The organism is uncultured Phascolarctobacterium sp., assembly GCF_934190775.1.
Lineage (GTDB): Bacteria > Bacillota > Negativicutes > Acidaminococcales > Acidaminococcaceae > Phascolarctobacterium_A.
Genome location: NZ_CAKPTG010000016.1, coordinates 22,818 through 42,727, shown reverse-complemented (window position 1 = coordinate 42,727; position 19,910 = coordinate 22,818). Strand labels below are relative to the sequence as shown.

Genomic DNA, 19,910 nt, shown 5'->3' with positions numbered 1-19,910 from the left:
GAGGAGCGATTTACGTGAGTACAAATTTAGAAGTTGGTATCGTTGGCCTGCCTAACGTAGGCAAAAGTACCCTGTTTAATGCTATTACCAAAGCTGGCGCAGAAGCAGCAAACTATCCCTTCTGCACAATTGAGCCTAACGTTGGCGTTGTTGATGTGCCTGATAAACGCTTAGATGTTCTGAGCGATATGTTTAAATCCAAAAAGATTGTTCCGGCAGCTATGCGCTTTGTAGATATTGCCGGTCTGGTAAAGGGCGCAAGCAAGGGCGAAGGCCTGGGTAATAAGTTCCTGTCCCACATCCGTGAGGTAGACGCTGTTGCCGAGGTTGTACGTTGCTTTGAGGATGGCAACATCACCCACGTTGAGGGCAGCATTGATCCTCTGCGTGATATCGATATCATCAACACCGAGCTGTGCCTGGCTGATATGGAAACAGTTGAAAAGCGTCAGGAACGCCTGGTTAAGCTGGCGAAGACCGGCGATAAAAAGGTTAAGCTGGAGCAGGCTGTAATGGAAAAGGTTATGGCAGGCTTGTCTGATGGTGTGCCTGCACGTCGCCTGGGCCTGACTGAAGAAGAGCAGGAGTTTTTGGGTGAGCTGCATCTGCTGACCATGAAGCCTGTACTGTACATTACTAATGTTGCCGAAGGCGAGGTTGCTGATCCGTCCGGTAACGAGCATGTACAGGCTGTAAAGAAATATGCTGCAGAAGAAAATGCTGAGGTTATCGTTGTTTCTGCGAAGATGGAAAGCGAAGTTGCCGAGCTTCCGGAAGAAGAGGCTAAGGAATATCTGGAAATGGCAGGCTTGGAAGAAACCGGTCTGGACCGCCTGATTAAAGCAGGCTTCAAGCTGCTTGGCCTGATGACCTTCCTGACTGCTGGTGAAATGGAATCCCGTGCCTGGACTATTAAGCTGAACACTAAGGCTCCGCAGGCAGCAGGCAAAATCCATACTGACTTTGAGCGTGGTTTTATCCGTGCGGAAATAGTTTCCTTTGATGACCTGGTAGCCTGCGGCAGCAAGGCTGCAGCGCGTGAAAAAGGCCTGGTTCGTCTGGAGGGCAAGGATTACGTGATGCAGGACGGCGATGTTGTTGAGTTCCGCTTCAACGTATAATTAAGCTTTATAAAAGCGTAATATGCAACTTGAGCGCAGCAAGCGAAAGCGTGCTGCGCTTTTTGCTGTCGGGGGATTTTGAGAATGCTCCGATTAGTTTTTATTAGACAGATTGAAATAGTTATGTTTATTTTGCCTAAGAATATGAAAGATAAAATGCTTTCTTTCCTTGAAGAAGGATTTGCTTTTATATGATTGTAGCTTTTTTTAGATTTTTGTTTTTGTCATTTTTAAAAAGCTGTATTATAATTAAAGTAATAGATTTATTTCAAGATATCTGAATAGGTGAATTAGAGGAGCTGTAGCTATGGAAAATTTAGAATTGCTGGTTAAGGAACTGTGCAAGTATAAAGATGAATTGCCTTGGCTTGAGTTTAAACATAATAATTATGACCCGGATATGATTGGTGCGGATATCAGCGCATTAGCTAATGGTGCTACATTAGATGAGCGGAATTATGCATATTTCTTGTGGGGTATAGATGATAAAACACATGAAATAGTAGGAACAGAGTATAATTTACAAACATTAAAAAAGGGAAACCAGGAATTAGAGAATTGGCTAAGAGGATCGTTGTCGCCAAATGCAGATTTTGAATACCAGGTTACTAATATTGATGGGCGATTTGTTGGTGTTCTTATTATTCATTGTGCTGTTAATAATCCTGTAACTTTTAAAAAAGTAGATTATATTAGAGTTGGCAGTTATACTAAGAAGTTGATTGATCATCCGGTTTTGCAGTCAAGATTGTGGAAAAGACTGCATGATAAAAAATACGAGGAATTGATTGCGAAACAGGATATGAGTTCAGAAGATGTTCTGAGATGTTTGGATTATAGTGTTTATTTTGAGCTAAGTAAAATTCCGCAACCTGAATCGAGAGCAAGTATCATCCATTATTTAAAAGAAGATGGTTGCATAATTCAAAATGACAATGGATTATATTCTGTTACTAATATGGGAGCGATTCTTTTAGCGAATAAACTTGCTGACTTTCCTAAGCTTGCGAGAAAAGCTTTGCGCATAATTCAATACGAAGGAAATAGCAGGCTTAGTATGTTGCGAGAAGATATAGGTAAAAAAGGTTACGCAAGTGACTTTGAGTATTTGCTTAAATATATAGAAGCTTTAACTCCAACAAAAGAAAATATTGATGACAATGGGCTTAGAGAAAAAATTGTTTCTTATCCTATGTTGGCAATTAGAGAAGCAGTAGCGAATGCTTTGGTACATCAAGACTTTTCTGTTTCTGGTACAGGCCCGATTATAGAAATATTTAATAATAGAATAGAGATTACAAATTCAGGGATTCCGTTGGTAGATATAAAGCGTATAGTTGATAACCCACCAAAATCACGTAATGAGAAAATAGCTAGTTTGATGCGCAGATTTAGAATTTGTGAGGAACTTGGCACTGGCTGGGATAAGATAGTTATTGCTTGTGAAAAGTTAAAATTACCTGCTCCTAAAATTAACTTATATGAAGATAGTACTAAAGTAACGTTGTTTTCTGCGGTCAAGTTTAATAATTTATCTTTAGAAGATAAGTTATGGGCTGTATATTTACATTCTTGTATTATGTACATTGAAGAAGAACAAATGACAAATAGTTCACTTAGAGAAAGGTTTGGCTTGGAGTCGACATCAGCAGCTAGTATTTCCAGATTAATTAAAGAAGCAGTAAATGCGAAATTGATTAAGCCGTTAGATCCTACTACTTCAAATAGATATATGAAATATATACCTGCATGGGCTTGAGCTTATTTGCCGGCCATTTGCCTGCAAAGAGAAATAATTCAATGATATCTCTGAATAATTTAATATATACGCTTTGAAATAAATAAAAACAACGTATAATAAAATCGCTTTATTTGCTTGTCATTTGCTATAAATTTTGATTGTGAAAGCTGTCGGTCGCGACTATCGTTATATGATGGTTTTCGAGAAAAAAGAATTCCAGCATGATGGTGCTTATACGCTGGACAATTTGCAGAAGTGATTAAAAAGTTGTAGCTCATTGCAACCTGAGCGCAGCAAGCGAAAGCGTGCTGCGCTTTTTGCTGTCAGGATATGCTGAAGCAGCGTACAAAATTAAATAAACAAAAATTCTTTTCCCATGAATACGTAAAGTGTGATAAAATAGAATGGATAAACTATGACTACGAGGTGAAGCGAATTGGTAAAGGTAATTGCTATTGCCAACCAGAAGGGTGGTGTTGGCAAGACTACTACGGCGGTAAATCTGGCTGCGTGTCTGGCGGCGCTGGAACGCAAGGTACTTTTAATTGACAGTGATCCGCAGGGAAATGCTACCAGCGGCTTTGGCTTTGATAAACGTGATATTAAGCAATGTATTTATGATGCGATTATTAGTGAAGTACCCATGCAGGATGTAATCAAGCATACAGCTTATAAAGGTCTGGACCTGGTACCTGCCACCATCCAGCTTGCAGGTGCGGAAATAGAGCTTGTTTCACTGATGAACCGCGAAGGTCGTCTGAAAAACTCACTGGAACGGGTAAAACATAATTATGATTACGTTATTATTGATTGCCCGCCGTCTTTAGGCCTGCTGACAATTAACGGTCTGACAGCTGCCAGCTCGGTAATGATTCCGATTCAGTGCGAATTTTATGCGCTGGAGGGTGTTACCATGCTGATGAATACTATTCAATTAGTGCAGCGTAACCTGAACCCTGCTTTGAAGCTGGAGGGTGTGCTGATGACTATGTATGACAGCAGAACAAATCTGTCGCAGGATGTTGTGAACGAGGTACAGAAGTACTTCAAGACTAAGATGTATCAGACGATTATTCCGCGTAACGTGCGCTTGAGTGAAGCACCCAGCCACGGACAGCCGGTTATTGATTATGATAGCAAATCTAAGGGTGCGCAGGTGTACATGGACTTTGCGCGTGAGGTGATTGAGGATGAGTAAGAAGGGCGGCTTAGGCAAGGGCCTGGGCGCAATTTTTGGCGAAAATACCAGCCCTGCTGTAGAAAAGGCGCAGGAGCCTGCAAGTGCTGCACAGGAGCTGCTTATAAAAAATATCGCAGCGAATCCTTATCAGCCGCGCTGCAACTTTGATGAGGAAAAGCTGCAGGAGCTGGCTGCTTCTATTAAGGAGTTTGGCGTTGTTCAGCCTGTAGTAGTGCGCAAAAAGGGCAGAAGCTACGAGCTAGTGGCAGGCGAACGCCGTCTGCGTGCCGCAGCGTTGGCCGGATTGACGAAGGTGCCTGCTATCGTCAAGGATTATGACGATGCCAAGATGATGGAAATCGCGCTGATTGAAAACATTCAGCGTCATGATCTGAATCCGATTGAAGAGGCGCAGGGCTTGCGCCGCCTGATGCAGGAATTTAAGCTGACGCAGGAGCAGACTGCTGAAAAGGTAGGCCGTAGCCGCAGTGCAGTGACTAATATTTTGCGCCTTCTGAACCTGCCGGAGCAGGTTCAGGCGCATATTATCAATGGCGTGCTGACAATGGGCCAGGCCAAGCAGCTTTTGGGCTTACCGAAGCAGGAGCAGATGTGCGAGGTAGCTGAGGCAATCATTGCCAATGGCTGGAGCTCACGTATGACGGAAGAGGTTGTGCGTAAGCTGAAGGAAGGCAAGAAGCTGAAAATTGTGCGTGAGCTTGTCGAGGAAGAAGCTAAAAATAAGGAAAAGAAGCCTAAGCGTGAGCCTACCGAAAATGATATTTTCTGCCATGACTTTGAACAGCGTCTGGTAGAGTTTTTGGGTACTAAGGTTAAGGTTGTTCCTAAGCTTGATGAGCAGGGACGTCAGGGCGGTACCATTCATATTGAATATTATTCTGCTGAGGACCTGGAGCGCATCTATGAGGTGCTGCAGCAGGGACGCCAGGATGATAAGCCGAGTAATGGTGAACCGCAGCGTTTGCACGTATAAGGTATTTAGAAGAATTTAGGATAAGCTTTTGGTATGAGGGGGCTTTTGTTGATGGAGCAGGCAAATCTTTTTGTCAATACACATTCAGCAGCGATAATTATTGTGCTGCTGGGTGTTATCTTAGTTGCGTTGGGTATGTGCTTTGGTCTGCGTAGCAGACTGAATAAGCTGCAAACAAAATACGACTTCTTTACTCAGGGTAAGGAAGCCAATATAGACGTTGTGCTGACAGATACGCTGCAGGAGCTGCATGCGGTGCAGGCAGAGCTGGCGGCTTTGCAGGACAAGCACCAGAAGCTGCATACGCAGGTGCAGAACTGTCTGCAGAATGTTAAACTTGTACGTTATGATGCTTTTGACGCTATGGGCGGAGAAATGAGTTATTCTCTGTTGCTTACGGATGCGAATAATAAGGGTATTATTATGACCAGCATTTACGGCAGAGAGGAAAGCCGTTGCTTTGCCAAGGATATCGATAACGGTAAGTCCAGCTATCCGCTGGCAGAGGAAGAGCAAAGACTCTTGTAACTTAATAGTATAAGAAAAATCCCGACAGGTGGCTGCCGGGATTTTTTATTTTCAATTTTACAATTAAAGTATGGTTCTTATGCGCCCTCAAACAGCCTCAGCAGAATAAACATGCTCTCGCCGAAGCAGAGGTAGCGCAGCCAGGTGCGGGGATAGACAAAGCCCTCCTCGTCCTCGTCGTAGGCACCGCTGATGCGGGCATGAATAGCGAAGGATTCCAAAGCTGCAATTACGAGCAGCAGAAAACCCGGTGTCCAGGTAGCATCGTGCAGCATCAGCCAGATGCAGTATAAAAGAAAGAAAACATCCAGCAGGAAGTAAATGATAAAGGTTGTTGCGCTGCCGTCAATGATAATGACCTGTTTGCGGCCAGGGTTAGCGCGTCGCTCATCGATAATCCGGGAAAAGCGCTGCAGCAGATAGGCGATTCTGCGGGAATGAATGAAATGAAACATGCGCACGCACAAGAAAAATAAAGCAATAAAGTTCATAAATACCTCTCGTTCTATAAATAGTCTTGCCTGTATTTGTAAAGCAAGTAATTCTTATGCATTATATTATACACTATCTGCAGGCAGAGCGCTATAAAGGCAGCAAGAAGACACAAAAGCTACAAAGTTTTCTTGAGAAACACAAAAATACTGAAATAATAAACGCAAAAATAGAAAGCATAAAAAATGTATCAGTTTATGTGTAAAAATCTCATGTATACAATGAACATGAAAAAATTCGTTGACAAAAGTGTAATGTAACGGCTATAATTGGTTACATAAAGTTGCTGGGATAGTGGTTGAATCTGAGAACACTCCCGGTACTGTGTTTTATATTTTATTTTTAAGGGAAAGAAGGACTCAAAATGAAAAAATGGAAGAAATTAGCATCTGCAGCTATGGCTGCTATGATGTGCGCCGCATTGCTCACAGGCTGTGGCGGAGAAAAGAAACAAGCTGATACCGGAGATACTATTAAGGTTGGCGCAGCATTCGAATTAACTGGTAATGTTGCTAACTACGGTAAATCCATCAACGAAGGCTTCAAGCTGGCTGTAGACGAACTTAATAAAAACGGCGGCGTGAACGGTAAAAAAATCAGCGTAGTTGAAAGCGATAACAAATCTGAGCCGGCTGAATCCGGTAACGCTGTAACCAAGCTGATTACTCAGGATAAAGTAGTTGCCGTTGTCGGACCTGCAACCAGCGGTTGCGTAAACGCTGCAACTCCTATTACTACTGCTAATAAGGTTCCTCATATTGCTCCGGCTGCTACTGCACCGAGCATTACCGTAGAGAACGGCAAAGTAAAGGACTTCGTATTCCGTGCCTGCTTCATCGACCCGTTCCAAGGTCAGGTAATGGCAGTGTTTGCCGATAAAACTCTGAAGGTTAAAAACGTAGCTATTTTCTACGATTCCTCCAGTGACTATTCCAAAGGCTTAGCAGAGGTATTCCAAAAAACCTTGGAAGGCAAAGGCGGTAAAATTGTTGCTAAGGAAGCTTTTCTGGCTAAAGATGTTGACTTCAAATCCGCTCTGACTAAGCTTAAAGCTTCTAATCCGGAAGCAATTTACGTTCCCGGTTACTATGAAGAAGTTTCCAAGATTATCAAACAAGCTCGCGAAATCGGTATTACCTGCCCGATGCTGGGCTCCGATGGCTGGGAAAGCCCGAAACTTGCTGAAATCGCCGGTAAAGATGCTCTGAAGGGCTGCTACTATGTAAGTGCCTTCAATGCTAAAGACGAAGACAAATCCGTTCAGGACTTCATCAAGAAATTCAAAGAGAAATACCAAAAAGATCCTGATATCTTCGCAATGCAGGGCTACAATGCAGGCCTGATTCTGGCAGATGCTCTGAAACGTGCAGGCACCACTGATGGCACTAAGCTGGCTAAAGCAATTGCTGAAACCAAAGACCTGCCGGTTGCAAGCGGCAAGCTCACCTTTGATGCTAACCACAACCCGGTAATGCCTGCTCTGATTATCGGTCTGGAATCCGGTACTCCGACTCTGGTTGAAAAAATCAGCCTGTAATTGTTAACAAAAAAATAAACATAAAAAATTCTACAAGTAAATATCAGAAAGCATAACAAGACTTCTATTCCATGGGTTATTTATTAAGTTAGACTGGGCGCGTCTACCGGATGCGCCCTCTATAAAAATATATTTTATTTATTTCTGAGGGGGAATAAACCATGAAAAGAGTAACCAAATTGTTATCTGTACTAGCAGCCGGCGCTGTATTTATGAGCGCGCTGACCGGTTGCGGAGGTGGCTCCAAAGGAGCTGACGGCGATACCATAAAGGTAGGCGGCCTGCTGGAAATGACCGGCGGCAGCGCATCCTTCGGTATTTCCAGTAAAAACGGTATCGACCTGGCACTGAAAAAAATAAATGAAAAAGGTGTGCTGGGTGGCAAAAAACTTTCTTTAGTTGTTGCTGATACCAAATCTGAAGCTTCCGAAGCAACTAATGGTATGCAAAAGCTGATTTCTCAGGATAAGGTTGTAGCAGTAATCGGTCCTAACCAATCCTCTGCTGTAATCGCATCCGGTGCAATCAACAACGGTGCTAAGGTTGTAGATATTACACCGATGGGCACTAACCCGGACGTTACCTTCGATCCGAAAACTAAACAGGTTAAACCCTACAGCTTCCGTACCTGCTTTATTGATCCGTTCCAGGGTACTGTAATGGCAAGCTTTGCTTCCAATGAACTGAAAGTGAAGAAGGCTGCTATCTATATCGATAATACAAGTGACTATGCTAAAGGCTTGGCACAGTTCTTCAAAGAGAACTTTGTTAAAAACGGCGGTCAGGTTGTAATTGAAGAAGCTTATCTGCAAAAGGATACCGACTTCAAATCTACTTTGACCAAAATCAAAGCTGCACAACCTGATTTCATCTATATCCCTGGTTATTACCAGGAGGTTGGTCTGATTGTTAAACAAGCTCGTGAGATGGGCATCACCGTTCCTATGGCAGGTGGTGACGGCTGGGATAGCGCTAAGCTTCCTGAAATTGCCGGCAAAGCTGCTTTGGAAAACACCTTCTTCTCCAGCCTGTATTCTCCGGACGATACCTCTGATCTGAACAAAGAGTTCGTAGCTGAATACAAAAAAGCTTACAACACCAACCCGGATGTATTCGCAGCATTGGCATATGATTCCGCTCTGCTGGTTGCAAAAGCAATCGAAGATGCAGGCAGTGCAGATCCGGCTAAAATTGCTGAAGCAATGGCTAAGATTAAAGGCTTCAAGGGTGTATCCGGTGAAGTAACCTTTAACGAACAGCATAACCCGATCAAGAGTGCTGTAATTATCGAACATAAAGATGGCAAACAAACCTTTAAAGCTAAAGTTAATCCCTGATAGTTTACATTAGTAGTTAATCTGATTTAATCAACGAGGCTGTTGTTTTGCGTAGCAACAGCCTTTTCCTTTAAGTAAGCGTGTCCCGCTTACACAAATCTTTGAAATCTCTAGGGAGGTAAATTATGGAGACTTTTATCCATCAGTTTTTTCAGCAGCTGATAAATGGTGTATCTCTCGGCAGTATCTACGCATTGATCGCCTTGGGTTATACCATGATCTACGGCATCATTAAGCTGATAAACTTTGCTCATGGCGATATTTATATGTTGGGTGCCTATTTTGGCTTCTTTGCTACTACCCAATTAGGCTTGCCGTTTATTCCGGCAATTATTTTCTCGATGGCAGGCGCTGCTATCGCAGGTATTATTATTGAACGTGTTGCATACCGCCCCATGCGTAATGCACCGCGTATCGCAATTTTGATTACTGCTATCGGCGTATCCTTCTTCCTGGAATACAGCATGATTCTGCTGGTTTCTCCACAGCCGAGAACCTTTCCCGCTGTATTCGGCGCTACTGTATATCATCTTGGACCACTAGTTGCTAACAGTCAGCAGCTTGTTATCCTGTTGAGTGCCATTATCCTGATGGCAGTTCTTACCTATATCGTAAACAAAACCAAAGCCGGCAAGGCTATGCGTGCTGTATCTTATGATGCTGACGCTGCAAGGCTGATGGGCATCAACATTGACCGTGTAATTTCCACTACCTTTGCGCTTGGCAGTGCTTTGGCAGCTGCAGGCGGCGTGCTGGTAGGTGTTTACTATAACTCTATTGACCCGTTGATGGGCATGATGCCTGGTCTTAAAGCCTTCGTTGCCGCAGTTCTTGGCGGTATCGGCATTATCCCCGGTGCTATGATCGGCGGTATTATCCTGGGCGTTGTAGAAGCAATGGTCAGCGGCTTTATTTCCTCTACCTTCCGTGATGCAGCAGCATTCGGTATTTTGATTATCATCTTACTTTATAAACCTTCCGGCTTATTAGGCAAGAATGTTCGTGAGAAAGTCTGAGGTGACATGGTATGAATGCAATTAGAAAATTTGATTTAAAAGCCATCGTTGCCTGCGTTATCGTTTTTGGTATCGTACAAGGCCTGCTCTTTGGCGAAATCATTGGTCCCTTTTGGGAGCTGAACATTATCCTTATCTGCATCAACATTATTCTTGCAGTCAGCCTGAACCTGATTAACGGTTATACCGGTCAGTTTTCTATCGGTCATGCTGGCTTTATGGCAGTCGGTGCTTATACCAGTGCTATTATGACGGTTAAGCTGGGCATGCCTTTTGAGGCAGGCCTGGTTGTAGCAACCCTGGCCGCAGGTCTGTTGGGCTTTTTGATTGGCTTGCCGACGCTGCGTCTTGATGGTGACTATCTGGCAATCGCCACCTTGGGCTTAGGCGAAATTATCCGTATCTGCATCTTGAACATTGATTATGTCGGCGGTGCTTCCGGTTTGATGGGCATTCCCCGTATGACCAATTTCGCATATACCTTCTGGATTATGATAGCAATCATCTTCTTCATCAAGAATTTTAAAAACTCTTCCTATGGCCGTTGCTGCCTGGCAATTCGTGAAAACGAAATTGCTGCAGATACCATGGGTATCAACACTACCAAATATAAAGTAATGGCGTTCACCTTCGGTGCTGCTTTTGCCGGTACTGCAGGCGCACTCTTCAGCCACTACTTCTTCCTGGCGCATCCGGCGTCCTTCACCTTCATGCGTTCCTTCGATATTCTGACCATGGTTGTTTTGGGCGGCCTAGGTTCTATGACTGGTGCAATCACCGGTGCAACCTTGCTGACCTTCATTTCCGCTTACTTGTCAGATTACCCGGAATGGCGTATGATTATCTATTCTGTTACCATGATTATCCTGATGCTGTATCGTCCGCAAGGCTTGTTTGGCAGCAAGGAATTGAGCTTGAAAATGTTTAAATTAGGAGGTAAGGACAATGGCAGAACTGCTGAAGGTAGATAATGTATCCATGGTTTTCGGCGGCCTGCGTGCCGTTTCCAATCTTTCCATGCATATCGACGAGGGAGAGCTGATTGGCCTTATCGGTCCTAACGGTGCCGGCAAGACAACAGCCTTCAATATGATTACCGGTGTATATACACCGACCGAAGGCAAGGTATATTTTAACGGTCAGCAAAGCAGCGGTAAAAAATCTTACCAGGTTACACAGATGGGTATGGCGCGTACCTTCCAAAATATCCGTCTTTTCTCTGAACTGAGCGTTATCGACAATGTAAAAATTGCTTATAATATGCACGTAACCTATAATCTGGCTGATGCTATCGTCCGTGATGGCAAATATCTCAGTGAAGAAGAATATATTACGCAAAAGGCTCTTGATTTGCTGAAAATCTTCCACCTGGAGGAAGAAGCACATGAGGTAGCAAAGAACCTGCCTTATGGTAAGCAGCGTCGTCTGGAAATTGCGCGTGCTCTGGCTACCGAGCCGAAGCTGTTGCTGTTGGACGAGCCTGCTGCCGGCATGAACCCGCAGGAAACTAAAGAGCTGATGGAAATGATCCGCTGGATCCGTAAGGAATTCAATCTTTCCATTCTGCTGATTGAGCATGATATGGGCCTGGTAATGGGTGTCTGCGAGCGTATTTACGTACTGGAATACGGTATGAAGATTGCCGAAGGTACTCCGGAAGAAATTAAACATAACACGCGCGTTATTGAAGCATACTTGGGCGAGGAGGTTATCAACTGATGTTAACTGTTGAAGATATCAATGTATATTATGGCGCAATTCACGCTATCAAAGGTATCAGCCTCGATGTTCCCGATGGTGAAATCGTAGCGCTGATTGGTTCCAATGGTGCCGGTAAATCTACTACATTGCGCACCATTTCCGGTCTGATGAAACCGAAGACCGGTAAAATCTTATATGAAGGTCATGATATTGCCGGTGTACCGGCGCATAAAATTGTCGGCATGGGCCTGTGCCAGGTTCCTGAGGGCCGTCATGTTTTTGCTAATATGACTGTTATGGAAAACCTGGAGCTGGGTGCTTATCTGCGTAAGGATAAGGACGGAATTGCCAAGGACATGGATGATGTCTTTAAAAAATTCCCACGTCTGTTGGAACGTAAGGATCAGCTTTCCGGTACGCTTTCCGGTGGCGAGCAGCAGATGCTGGCTATGGGCCGTGCACTGATGAGCCGTCCTAAGCTGCTGCTGTTGGACGAGCCTTCTATGGGTCTTGCCCCCTTGCTTGTAAAGGAAATTTTTAATATAATAAAAGAAATCAACGAGAGCGGTACTACCGTTCTGTTGGTTGAGCAGAACGCTAATATGGCGCTGTCCATCGCTGATAAGGCATACGTTTTGGAAACAGGACGTATTACTCTGAGCGGTACAGCTAAGGAGCTGGCAAGCAGCGAGGCTGTTCGCAAAGCATATCTCGGCGGCTGATTAATATACAAATGCGTCGGGTTGCTTCATAGCTGCCTTAAAGTGAAAAGGATTATATTAAAATGATTGTGGTCTATAGTCAAAGGAGGTAAAACTCATATGTTAGTAAAAGATATTATGACTGAACCTGTTGTTACCATACGTGAGGATCAATCTATTTTGGAAGCACGCGAAATTATGCGTGGCAAAAGGCTGATCAGCCTGCCGGTTGTAGATGATATGCAACGCGTACGCGGCATTATTACCAGTGATGATATTGGCAAAGCTTCTCCCAGTGACAGCAGCACCCTTTCCCGTTATGAGGCTAATTATCTGCTGGGACGTCTGAAGGTTAAAGATGTTATGAAACGTTCCGTTATAAGCGTTGAAGCGGATGATACTATCGAATATGTTGCCTACAAACTGTATAAATACAGAGTCAATGCTCTGCCGGTTGTTAATCAGGAGAACAAGCTTTGCGGTATTGTTTCCCGCAGCGATATCTTCCGTTCTATCGTAGAAATTATGGGCATGAACCGCAACTGCCTGCGTATTACTATCGAAGCACCTGATAAGGTTGGCGTTGTTGCGGAAATCTCCAACATTATGAAGGAAGACGGCATTAATATTATTTCTTTGGTTACCAAGCAAAATGGTGATGGTACCGCTGAAGTTACCATTCGTGCCGCTCTCAATAATAATGGCATGGATATCATTGAACAAATCCGTGAAGCCGGCTATGAAGTCAGCGATGTAATGACTTTGGACGGTATTGAATAATGCTTTCCGGTAAGGATGTTAATGTAGGCGATATCGTCAAAATGAAAAAGGCTCATCCCTGTGGCAGTGATGAGTGGGAAATTACCCGTACTGGTATGGACTTTGGCATGAAATGCTGTGGCTGCGGACATTTTGTCATGCTGGCGCGTACCAAGTTCGAAAAGGCTGCGAAGGCGGTTGTAAAGAGCGCTGAAGCGGAAAAGTAAAAGTTTATATGGAAGTTTGCAAACGCTCCTTTGCTGCCGTTGGGTAGCAGGGGAGCGTTTTTGATAATTTGACATAGTATAAATCATATGATAAAATAATAAGAAAATATGTTCGTGATAATTCTAAAAAGGGGAGTTGACGATGAGTAATGTTAAAGACTTTCGTTTTCTGCTTTATAAGGTAGAGCAAGAAGATGTTATTGTTAAGGCTTTTATTCAAAACGAAACGCTTTGGTTGACTCAAAAATCAATGGCTGAATTATTTGGTGTAAACAAGTCTACTATTTCCAGACATTTAAAAAATATATATGAGGAAAAAGAACTTGTTGAGCATTTAACTGTTGCGTTTTTTGCAACAGTTCAAAATGAAGGTGAAAGGGAAATCACACGTAATATAGCGTTTTACAATTTAGATGCTATTATTTCTGTAGGCTATCGGGTTAACTCAATGAGAGCTACCCATTTTCGTATTTGGGCAACGAACATTTTAAAAGAATATATACAAAAGGGATTTGTATTGGATGATGAGAGGTTAAAACAAGGCAAGAAGGCTTTTGGCAAAGATTATTTTCGTGAATTATTAGAGCGTGTTCGTTCAATACGTTCTAGCGAAAGACGTATTTATCAGCAAATAACAGATATTTTTGCTGAATGTAGTATTGACTATGATAAAGAAGCAGATATAACAAAAAAATTTTACGCAACTATACAGAATAAATTTCATTATGCTATTGCTGGTCATACTGCAGCAGAAATTATATATTATCAGGCGAATCACGAAAAAGAGCATATGGGATTAACAACATGGAAGAATGCTCCTGATGGTAGAATATTGAAGTCAGATGTTATTGTAGCTAAAAATTATTTGGATGAAAAACAAATACGACAATTAGAACGAACAGTTAGTGGATATTTTGATTATATTGAAGATCTGATCGAGCGAGAGAATACATTTACTATGGAAGAATTTGCTTCAAGTGTAAATGAATTTTTAGCTTTCCGTAGATATGATATACTTCCGGATAATGGTCGTATTTCTAGTAAAAATGCACATGCTAAGGCTTATGCTGAGTATGAGATATTCAATAAAACACAAAAAATAGAATCTGATTTTGATAAGTCAGTTAAGAAATTATTACAATAAAAATATTAAGGTGTTTAATTGCAATAAGAAATAGAGAACGCTCTCTTGCTACCGTGGGGTAGCAGAGGAGCGTTTTTAGGTAGTATGTGATACTTTTTGCCCGGGGCGGCAAAAAGTATCCAAAAAACGCCCTACGTAGCTGCTTCGCCGGATTCCGGCGACTAGATTAGCAGAATTTTTCACGTCGCTGAATTTTGCGAGGTGTGCTTGCTGAGTAGTTCGTCAACGCTCCAGCGAAAAATTCCCTGTTGGTCCGTTGCCGGCGAATTTTCGCGTAACAAAGATGTGTCGGCGAGTCCGTCGTCCGTTCCGGTCTGCGCAGCGCGAAGGGTAGCGTTTCCTAGGTCGTTTTTACAAGTTTGGTTTTCCGGTATCGTTAGCGATATTGTTTTAGGTACTTTATATTTAATTCCTCAAAAGTTTTAGGAAAATAATTCCCAAAACTATACAGAATCGCCAAGTTTTGGGAAAAATATTCCCAAAACTTTTGCAATCAAAAAACGAGCAGGCTTTAGCATTTTGACTAAAACCTGCTCGTTTTGCTATATGACGTATTTTACATTTTCAGCTTGCAGAAAACGTACTTGGCAATTCCTGCTTCGATGACAAGCAGTAAGGCAACCAGTTCAAACACCGCGCTGATATTGATACCGTGGGCGACAAAGCCTAAAAGTGCTGGACCAAGGATAACTCCTGTATAACCTAAACTGGTTACGGAAGTTACCGCGGCGCTGATAGGCATAGCTTTTTGGTATTTTAAAATAGAATAGAAAACCGGGACAACATTAGAGCAGCCAAGGCCGATAAGAATAAAGGCGAAGGCGTTAAGATAAATACTATCTAGTGCGATAAGCAGTACAAAGCCTGCCGATGTCAGCAGTGCACCACCGATGACTGCCTTTTGTTCACCTAAAAATTGCACAGTTTTATCGCCTAAAAGACGCATTATGAGCATGGCGACGGAGAAGATAGCATAACCTGTGCCAGCTAACGCTATATCCATATTTTTCGCTTCGGTGAGCAATACGCCGCTCCAGTCCATAACTGCGCCTTCAACAAGGAAAGAGATACATGCCAATGTACCTATGATGATGACAATACCACGTGGAAGGGCAAAGGCTTTTTCTCCACCTGGATTTTTATATGGGAGCCAGCTGCGCCCAAAGTAGGCAATGATAGCCAGCATGATGCCGCAATGTAGGAGGGCGATGAGCGTTACAGACAAGCCGAGGCTTGCAAGCAGGCTGAACAGACCGGCGCTGGCAAAGCAGCCTATGCTCCAAAAGGCGTGCATACCACTTATGAGTCTGCGTCCATCAAGCTTTTCAACGATGACGGAATTAATGTTCATTGTTACTTCTGTAGAACCCATGGCTGCGCCGAAAAGGGCGAGCGCTAATACGTAGCTGATGATATTAGGCAAGAAGGATAAAAAAACAACGTCAAGTGCAAGTAGCGTCGTGGTGATAAGAAGCACTTTTTTGCAACCCCATTTTTGTCCCAGTATACCAGCAAAAGGCATGACAATAAAAGCACTGATACCGATACATAAAAGCAGTATACCAAGCACGTCAGCTTCAAGGTTCAGGCGTTCTTTTACTATGGGAATCATAGGCGCCCAAGTGGAAACGGCGAACCCGGGGATGAAGAAGGCCAGGCGGGCAGCATTTACTTCTTTGCTGCCAACGGAGAAGTTTTCTAAAGTGTTTTTCGGTTTGTTGATTTGCATTGTTAAAAACTCCTTTCGTTACATAGTAGCTATGAGAGCTTTTATGGGGTGAGTGTTACCATAATTTATCTAAAAAAGTGGGATAAAATTCATTTGAATCTTATCCCACTTCAATAGCCTGAGCGCTACAAGTCCTCTGATAAATTATGATGATTTTACCACGAGTATATTTTATTGTCAATGTAGGTTATGTTATATTTTCAATGCGTTGGAGATTTGCTGCTTTACATATATTTAGGCGTTGGTTTGAGTTTTGGAAAGTTTTTTGGCATATCAATTAAACTTTTAGTCAAATCGTAAGGTTTGAGAAGAGTCTACTCAAAAATTTTTTGATTAGCAGGTTAATTGCTGGAAGGATGATGTTCTGTTTTTGTCATAATGGTTTAAAGTATTGTAGGAATGTTCAAAATGTAACGAATAATTCCCTTGCCTTTCATGATTGCCTATGCTATGATTTAATTAAAGCGTTTAGATGATAAAGGGGGAGTTATTTTGACTTATGGAATTGCTATTCTCGTTATTATTTTCCTGATTTTATTTATTATTGCAGCCAAGACCTGCTATGTGAAAGCACCACCAAACGTGGCCTACATTATTTCTGGTCTGACGAAGAACCCGCGTATCCTTATTGGTATAGGCGGTTTTAAAATCCCGCTGTTGGAGCGCGTGGATATGTTGTATCTAGGGCAGATGTCTGTTGACATCAAAACCAGCCAAAGCGTTCCGACAAATGACTTTATCAATGTTAAGGTTGATGCAGTTGCTAAGATTATCGTTGATAAGGAAAACGGTATCTACCTGGCGGCAAGAAACTTTTTGAATATGGAGCCGGCGGATATTACACGCAGCCTGCAGGATTCTCTTGAAGGTAATATGCGTGAGATTATCGGTACGCTGGATTTGAAGAAGATTAACGTTGACCGTGATTCCTTCTCCGATGAAGTACTGAAGAAGGCTGCCAAGGATATGGAAAAGCTGGGCATCAGCATCCTGAGCTGCAATATCCAAAATGTTGTTGACGATAACGGCCTGATTGTTGATTTGGGTGCAGATAATACGGCGAAAATCCGCAAGGATGCTTCTATTAGTAAGGCTGTTGCCGAGCGCGATGTGGCTATTGCTGAGGCTGCTGCCAAGAAAGAGGCGAATGACGCGCAGGTGCATGCTGATCTGGCGATTGCGCAGCGTCAGAATGAGCTTTCTATTGCCAAGAGTGAACTGAAGCGTACTGCCGATATTAAAAAGGCAGAGGCAGATGCTGCTTATGCAATTCAACAGCAGGAGCAGCAAAAGTCTATTGAGGTGGCAACTGTAAATGCGCAGATTGCTAAGGCTGAGCGTGAAGCTGACCTGAAAAAGCAGGAGGTTCTGGTAAAAGAACAGATTCTTGCTGCTACCATTCAGAAGCAGGCGGATGCCGATAAGTACAGAGTGGAACAGGATGCTTTGGCTGAGCAGGCCAAGAAACAGCGTGAAGCAGAAGCGCAAAGATATGCCATGGAGCAGGAGGCTGCCGCTATCAAGGCGAAGGGTGATGCAGAGGCTTATGCTATCAGAGTAAAGGGTGAGGCTGAGGCTGCCGCTATTAAGGCGAAGGGCGAAGCTGAAGCTGCTGCGATGGATAAGAAGGCCGAGGCTATGAAGAAATACGGTCAGGCTGCGATGGCTCAGATGGCGATTGAGGTTCTGCCGCAGGTTGCTAAAGAGGTTGCTGCTCCGCTCAGTAAGGTGGATAAGATTACGCTTTACGGCGAAGGCGGCATGGGCAGTCTTTCCGGCAATGTTCCTTCCGTGATGGCGAAGGTTTTCGATACGGTGAAGAGTGCTACCGGCATTGACCTGCAGGAGATTGCCAAGGGTGAAACCTACGATGCTAAGGTTAACAAGAACATCAGCATTGATGGCAAGCTGCCGGAAATTCCTGTAGAAATCAGCAAGGAAGAATAGACATCAAAATAAGCTGTTAGCATCTGGTATGTTAACAGCTTATTTTTTACAGGTTTTAATTTGAAATAACGGAGGCAAGTTGCTTTGAAGATTCTCGTAAGTGCCTGTTTGTTAGGCAAAAACTGTAAGTATAACGGTTGCAATAACTTAAATCAAAGCGTGTTGGATTTTATCGAAGGGCATGAGGTTATCGGCGTTTGTCCGGAGCAGTTGGGCGGGCTGTCTACTCCTCGCTTACCGGCAGAAATTGTTGCTGGCGTTGTGACGAACAAGGAAGGTATCAGCGTAGATGCGGAATTTCGCAAGGGAGCTCAGGAGGCGTTGGCAGCTGCTTTGGAGAACAAGGTGGATTTGGCAATTCTGCAGTCGCGTAGTCCCAGCTGCGGCGTCAAGGAGATTTATGACGGTAGCTTCAGCGGCAAGAAGATTAAAGGGCAGGGCGTGTTCGCCAAGTTACTTTCTGCACATGGTATAAAGGTGCTTGATGCCGAGGATATAGCTGAGCATAAATAACAGTGCCTGAAAAAGTTGGTTTATAAAAATTAAAAGGCAAGGTCATAGGATGTATGTTCCTAGACTTTGCCTTTTGTGCTTTAGCTTACAATATTTTTCTTTTAACCTGCTTTATTAAAGCATTTCAGCAAACGTCTGGATTCTGGTGTGAAGCTGTTCAAAGCTAGTGTTGAGCGGATCAATCTCTACAGTCAGGCAGGGATAGCCTGCTTTGTTTAAGTCAGCTTCAAGCCAGGGCTGGTCGTATTCTTCAGGATCGCAGAATTTCATTAAGCAGTTAATAACGCCATCGGCCTGTGTTTGCTGGCAAAGTTCGCTTAAGAGGGAACCGCGTGGCTTACCAAGCTCATGAATCAGGCTGCAACAGGTGCGGTTCTTCCATTGGAGTGCTAAACGTTTCAAACCACCGCCTCCGTTTATAGGGATATCAGTTCTAAATTGACGGCTTTCCTGCGCAAGGTCATCACCGACAACAGCAAGCTTATTCTTGGTAAGTATTTCAAGAAAAGCATCAGGTTCGCCGGTAATGCCGGTGAGAATAACCTTCCTTCCAACAAAATTATAATCTGGTAATGCTTTAAGACTTTCATTAATTTCCTTTACAATGGCAGTATGCTCACTCTTTTCAAAGAAAAGAGCACTTTTCATAATTGCATGGCGTACTGCAGGCGTAATGATATCAAGATGCTTTACTGCGAGCGTGGTAAAATCTCTCATAACTGCATTATGCTCATTGTAAATTTCAATTGTTCGAAAGAGCGCTTTTTTGGTCATCATCTGACCGGTAATAGTAGCCAGCATGACAAGAACATTTTCATATTCACTGATAAGATAATCAGTACTTGCTGTTGAAGCACGGTTTTGCGGGTAGACAATGGGAATCATCGGGATATCAGGAACGCCAAAGCGCCAGTTCTGAGTCATACAGCGCAGTGTGTCGCAGATTGCCGGGATTATGACACCGCTGAGTCCTTTGTAGGTGCCGTTCAGGCCAAGTTCCAGGTTGGCCTGCATGATGGGGCAGGCGAAAGGTGGCAGGTAGCTTTTTACAAGCTTTAAGTCTGTCTGGCCACCCCAAAGGCCCAGTGGAATCATACCGCTGGCATGCACGAGCTCTTCCGGTGTATATGGTTCAAAGCAGCCGATAACCTTTTTACCCTCTGCCAGATATTTATCAAGCTGAGCCCGGGGATTTTGACAGGCCTGCTTAAGACTTTCAATATTTGTGTGCAAATCAGCCATT

19 protein-coding genes are annotated in these 19,910 nt (G+C 43.4%); 16 read left to right on the top strand and 3 right to left on the bottom strand.

Annotation, left to right across the window (positions count from 1 at the left end; genetic code table 11):
* Window positions 1-14: 14 nt before the first annotated feature.
* The 5 genes from ychF (at window position 15) to Q0G26_RS08925 (ending at window position 5,564) form a co-directional block, all read left to right on the top strand.
* Window positions 15-1,121 (top strand): redox-regulated ATPase YchF, encoded by a 1,107-nt coding sequence (gene ychF / locus Q0G26_RS08945; protein ID WP_210685300.1) that lies wholly within the window; start codon window positions 15-17, stop codon window positions 1,119-1,121.
* Between the two features lie 307 nt (window positions 1,122-1,428).
* Complete coding sequence (locus Q0G26_RS08940; RefSeq protein WP_293829974.1) at window positions 1,429-2,880, top strand: ATP-binding protein; 1,452 nt, start codon at window positions 1,429-1,431, stop codon at window positions 2,878-2,880.
* A 418-nt stretch (window positions 2,881-3,298) separates the two neighbouring features.
* Window positions 3,299-4,060 (top strand): AAA family ATPase, encoded by a 762-nt coding sequence (locus Q0G26_RS08935; protein WP_021719853.1) that lies wholly within the window; start codon window positions 3,299-3,301, stop codon window positions 4,058-4,060.
* Window positions 4,053-5,036 (top strand): ParB/RepB/Spo0J family partition protein, encoded by a 984-nt coding sequence (locus tag Q0G26_RS08930; RefSeq protein ID WP_293829972.1) that lies wholly within the window; start codon window positions 4,053-4,055, stop codon window positions 5,034-5,036. The genes Q0G26_RS08935 and Q0G26_RS08930 overlap by 8 nt, the downstream gene beginning before the upstream one ends.
* A 51-nt stretch (window positions 5,037-5,087) precedes the next feature.
* The gene (locus Q0G26_RS08925; protein WP_293829970.1) at window positions 5,088-5,564 is read left to right on the top strand and encodes a DUF4446 family protein; all 477 of its coding nucleotides are present in this window, start codon (window positions 5,088-5,090) and stop codon (window positions 5,562-5,564) included.
* A gap of 77 nt (window positions 5,565-5,641) precedes the next feature.
* Here Q0G26_RS08925 and Q0G26_RS08920 read toward each other — a convergent pair whose 3' ends face one another.
* The gene (locus tag Q0G26_RS08920) at window positions 5,642-6,055 is read right to left on the bottom strand and encodes a hypothetical protein (protein ID WP_293829969.1); all 414 of its coding nucleotides are present in this window, start codon (window positions 6,053-6,055) and stop codon (window positions 5,642-5,644) included.
* 365 nt (window positions 6,056-6,420) lie between these two features.
* Here Q0G26_RS08920 and Q0G26_RS08915 point away from each other — a divergent pair, with 365 nt between their 5' ends.
* The 9 genes from Q0G26_RS08915 to rhuM all read left to right on the top strand — a co-directional run bounded on the left by Q0G26_RS08915 (window position 6,421) and on the right by rhuM (window position 14,478).
* A complete protein-coding gene (locus Q0G26_RS08915; protein ID WP_293829967.1) occupies window positions 6,421-7,593 on the top strand; it encodes an ABC transporter substrate-binding protein in 1,173 nt (390 codons plus the stop codon).
* 161 nt (window positions 7,594-7,754) lie between these two features.
* Window positions 7,755-8,930, top strand: coding sequence for an ABC transporter substrate-binding protein (locus Q0G26_RS08910; protein ID WP_293829964.1), 1,176 nt, complete (start codon window positions 7,755-7,757; stop codon window positions 8,928-8,930).
* Between the two features lie 125 nt (window positions 8,931-9,055).
* Window positions 9,056-9,946 carry a branched-chain amino acid ABC transporter permease gene (locus tag Q0G26_RS08905; protein WP_277249539.1) on the top strand — a complete coding sequence of 297 codons (891 nt, stop codon included), beginning with the start codon at window positions 9,056-9,058 and terminating at the stop codon, window positions 9,944-9,946.
* 11 nt (window positions 9,947-9,957) lie between these two features.
* Window positions 9,958-10,917 carry a branched-chain amino acid ABC transporter permease gene (locus tag Q0G26_RS08900; protein WP_009145530.1) on the top strand — a complete coding sequence of 320 codons (960 nt, stop codon included), beginning with the start codon at window positions 9,958-9,960 and terminating at the stop codon, window positions 10,915-10,917.
* A complete protein-coding gene (locus Q0G26_RS08895; RefSeq protein WP_293829962.1) occupies window positions 10,892-11,665 on the top strand; it encodes an ABC transporter ATP-binding protein in 774 nt (257 codons plus the stop codon). Before Q0G26_RS08900 ends, Q0G26_RS08895 begins: the two co-directional genes overlap by 26 nt.
* Window positions 11,665-12,369, top strand: a complete 705-nt coding sequence (locus tag Q0G26_RS08890) for an ABC transporter ATP-binding protein (protein WP_293823134.1) — start codon at window positions 11,665-11,667, stop codon at window positions 12,367-12,369. The genes Q0G26_RS08895 and Q0G26_RS08890 overlap by 1 nt, the downstream gene beginning before the upstream one ends.
* 99 nt (window positions 12,370-12,468) lie before the next feature.
* Complete coding sequence (locus Q0G26_RS08885; protein ID WP_021719844.1) at window positions 12,469-13,128, top strand: CBS domain-containing protein; 660 nt, start codon at window positions 12,469-12,471, stop codon at window positions 13,126-13,128.
* Window positions 13,128-13,334, top strand: coding sequence for a DUF951 domain-containing protein (locus tag Q0G26_RS08880; RefSeq protein WP_021719843.1), 207 nt, complete (start codon window positions 13,128-13,130; stop codon window positions 13,332-13,334). Before Q0G26_RS08885 ends, Q0G26_RS08880 begins: the two co-directional genes overlap by 1 nt.
* 142 nt (window positions 13,335-13,476) lie before the next feature.
* Window positions 13,477-14,478 (top strand): RhuM family protein, encoded by a 1,002-nt coding sequence (gene rhuM, locus Q0G26_RS08875; RefSeq protein WP_293829960.1) that lies wholly within the window; start codon window positions 13,477-13,479, stop codon window positions 14,476-14,478.
* 556 nt (window positions 14,479-15,034) lie between these two features.
* Here the strand turns inward: rhuM and Q0G26_RS08870 are convergent.
* Window positions 15,035-16,207, bottom strand: a complete 1,173-nt coding sequence (locus Q0G26_RS08870) for an MFS transporter (protein WP_293829958.1) — start codon at window positions 16,205-16,207, stop codon at window positions 15,035-15,037.
* A 492-nt stretch (window positions 16,208-16,699) separates the two neighbouring features.
* Between Q0G26_RS08870 and Q0G26_RS08865 the strand changes: the two genes are divergently transcribed.
* Together Q0G26_RS08865 and Q0G26_RS08860 are read left to right on the top strand one after the other, a co-directional pair.
* Window positions 16,700-18,154, top strand: coding sequence for a flotillin family protein (locus tag Q0G26_RS08865; protein ID WP_293829956.1), 1,455 nt, complete (start codon window positions 16,700-16,702; stop codon window positions 18,152-18,154).
* An 84-nt stretch (window positions 18,155-18,238) separates the two neighbouring features.
* A complete protein-coding gene (locus tag Q0G26_RS08860; RefSeq protein ID WP_293829954.1) occupies window positions 18,239-18,667 on the top strand; it encodes a DUF523 domain-containing protein in 429 nt (142 codons plus the stop codon).
* A 114-nt stretch (window positions 18,668-18,781) separates the two neighbouring features.
* Here the strand turns inward: Q0G26_RS08860 and Q0G26_RS08855 are convergent, their stop codons facing one another.
* Window positions 18,782-19,909 (bottom strand): 2-hydroxyacyl-CoA dehydratase family protein, encoded by a 1,128-nt coding sequence (locus Q0G26_RS08855; protein WP_293829952.1) that lies wholly within the window; start codon window positions 19,907-19,909, stop codon window positions 18,782-18,784.
* Between the last annotated feature and the right edge of the window lies 1 nt (window position 19,910).

What these genes read in the sequence shown, in the direction of transcription:
- Q0G26_RS08900 (WP_009145530.1), top strand. Translation starts at nt 9,958, where the DNA reads ATGAATGCAATTAGAAAATTTGATTTAAAAGCCATCGTTGCCTGCGTT.
- Q0G26_RS08905 (WP_277249539.1), top strand. Translation starts at nt 9,056, where the DNA reads ATGGAGACTTTTATCCATCAGTTTTTTCAGCAGCTGATAAATGGTGTA.
- Q0G26_RS08880 (WP_021719843.1), top strand. Translation starts at nt 13,128, where the DNA reads ATGCTTTCCGGTAAGGATGTTAATGTAGGCGATATCGTCAAAATGAAA.
- Q0G26_RS08855 (WP_293829952.1), bottom strand. Translation starts at nt 19,909, where the DNA reads ATGGCTGATTTGCACACAAATATTGAAAGTCTTAAGCAGGCCTGTCAA.
- Q0G26_RS08915 (WP_293829967.1), top strand. Translation starts at nt 6,421, where the DNA reads ATGAAAAAATGGAAGAAATTAGCATCTGCAGCTATGGCTGCTATGATG.
- Q0G26_RS08930 (WP_293829972.1), top strand. Translation starts at nt 4,053, where the DNA reads ATGAGTAAGAAGGGCGGCTTAGGCAAGGGCCTGGGCGCAATTTTTGGC.
- Q0G26_RS08890 (WP_293823134.1), top strand. Translation starts at nt 11,665, where the DNA reads ATGTTAACTGTTGAAGATATCAATGTATATTATGGCGCAATTCACGCT.
- Q0G26_RS08885 (WP_021719844.1), top strand. Translation starts at nt 12,469, where the DNA reads ATGTTAGTAAAAGATATTATGACTGAACCTGTTGTTACCATACGTGAG.
- rhuM (WP_293829960.1), top strand. Translation starts at nt 13,477, where the DNA reads ATGAGTAATGTTAAAGACTTTCGTTTTCTGCTTTATAAGGTAGAGCAA.
- Q0G26_RS08940 (WP_293829974.1), top strand. Translation starts at nt 1,429, where the DNA reads ATGGAAAATTTAGAATTGCTGGTTAAGGAACTGTGCAAGTATAAAGAT.
- Q0G26_RS08925 (WP_293829970.1), top strand. Translation starts at nt 5,088, where the DNA reads ATGGAGCAGGCAAATCTTTTTGTCAATACACATTCAGCAGCGATAATT.
- Q0G26_RS08910 (WP_293829964.1), top strand. Translation starts at nt 7,755, where the DNA reads ATGAAAAGAGTAACCAAATTGTTATCTGTACTAGCAGCCGGCGCTGTA.
- Q0G26_RS08920 (WP_293829969.1), bottom strand. Translation starts at nt 6,055, where the DNA reads ATGAACTTTATTGCTTTATTTTTCTTGTGCGTGCGCATGTTTCATTTC.
- Q0G26_RS08870 (WP_293829958.1), bottom strand. Translation starts at nt 16,207, where the DNA reads ATGCAAATCAACAAACCGAAAAACACTTTAGAAAACTTCTCCGTTGGC.
- Q0G26_RS08895 (WP_293829962.1), top strand. Translation starts at nt 10,892, where the DNA reads ATGGCAGAACTGCTGAAGGTAGATAATGTATCCATGGTTTTCGGCGGC.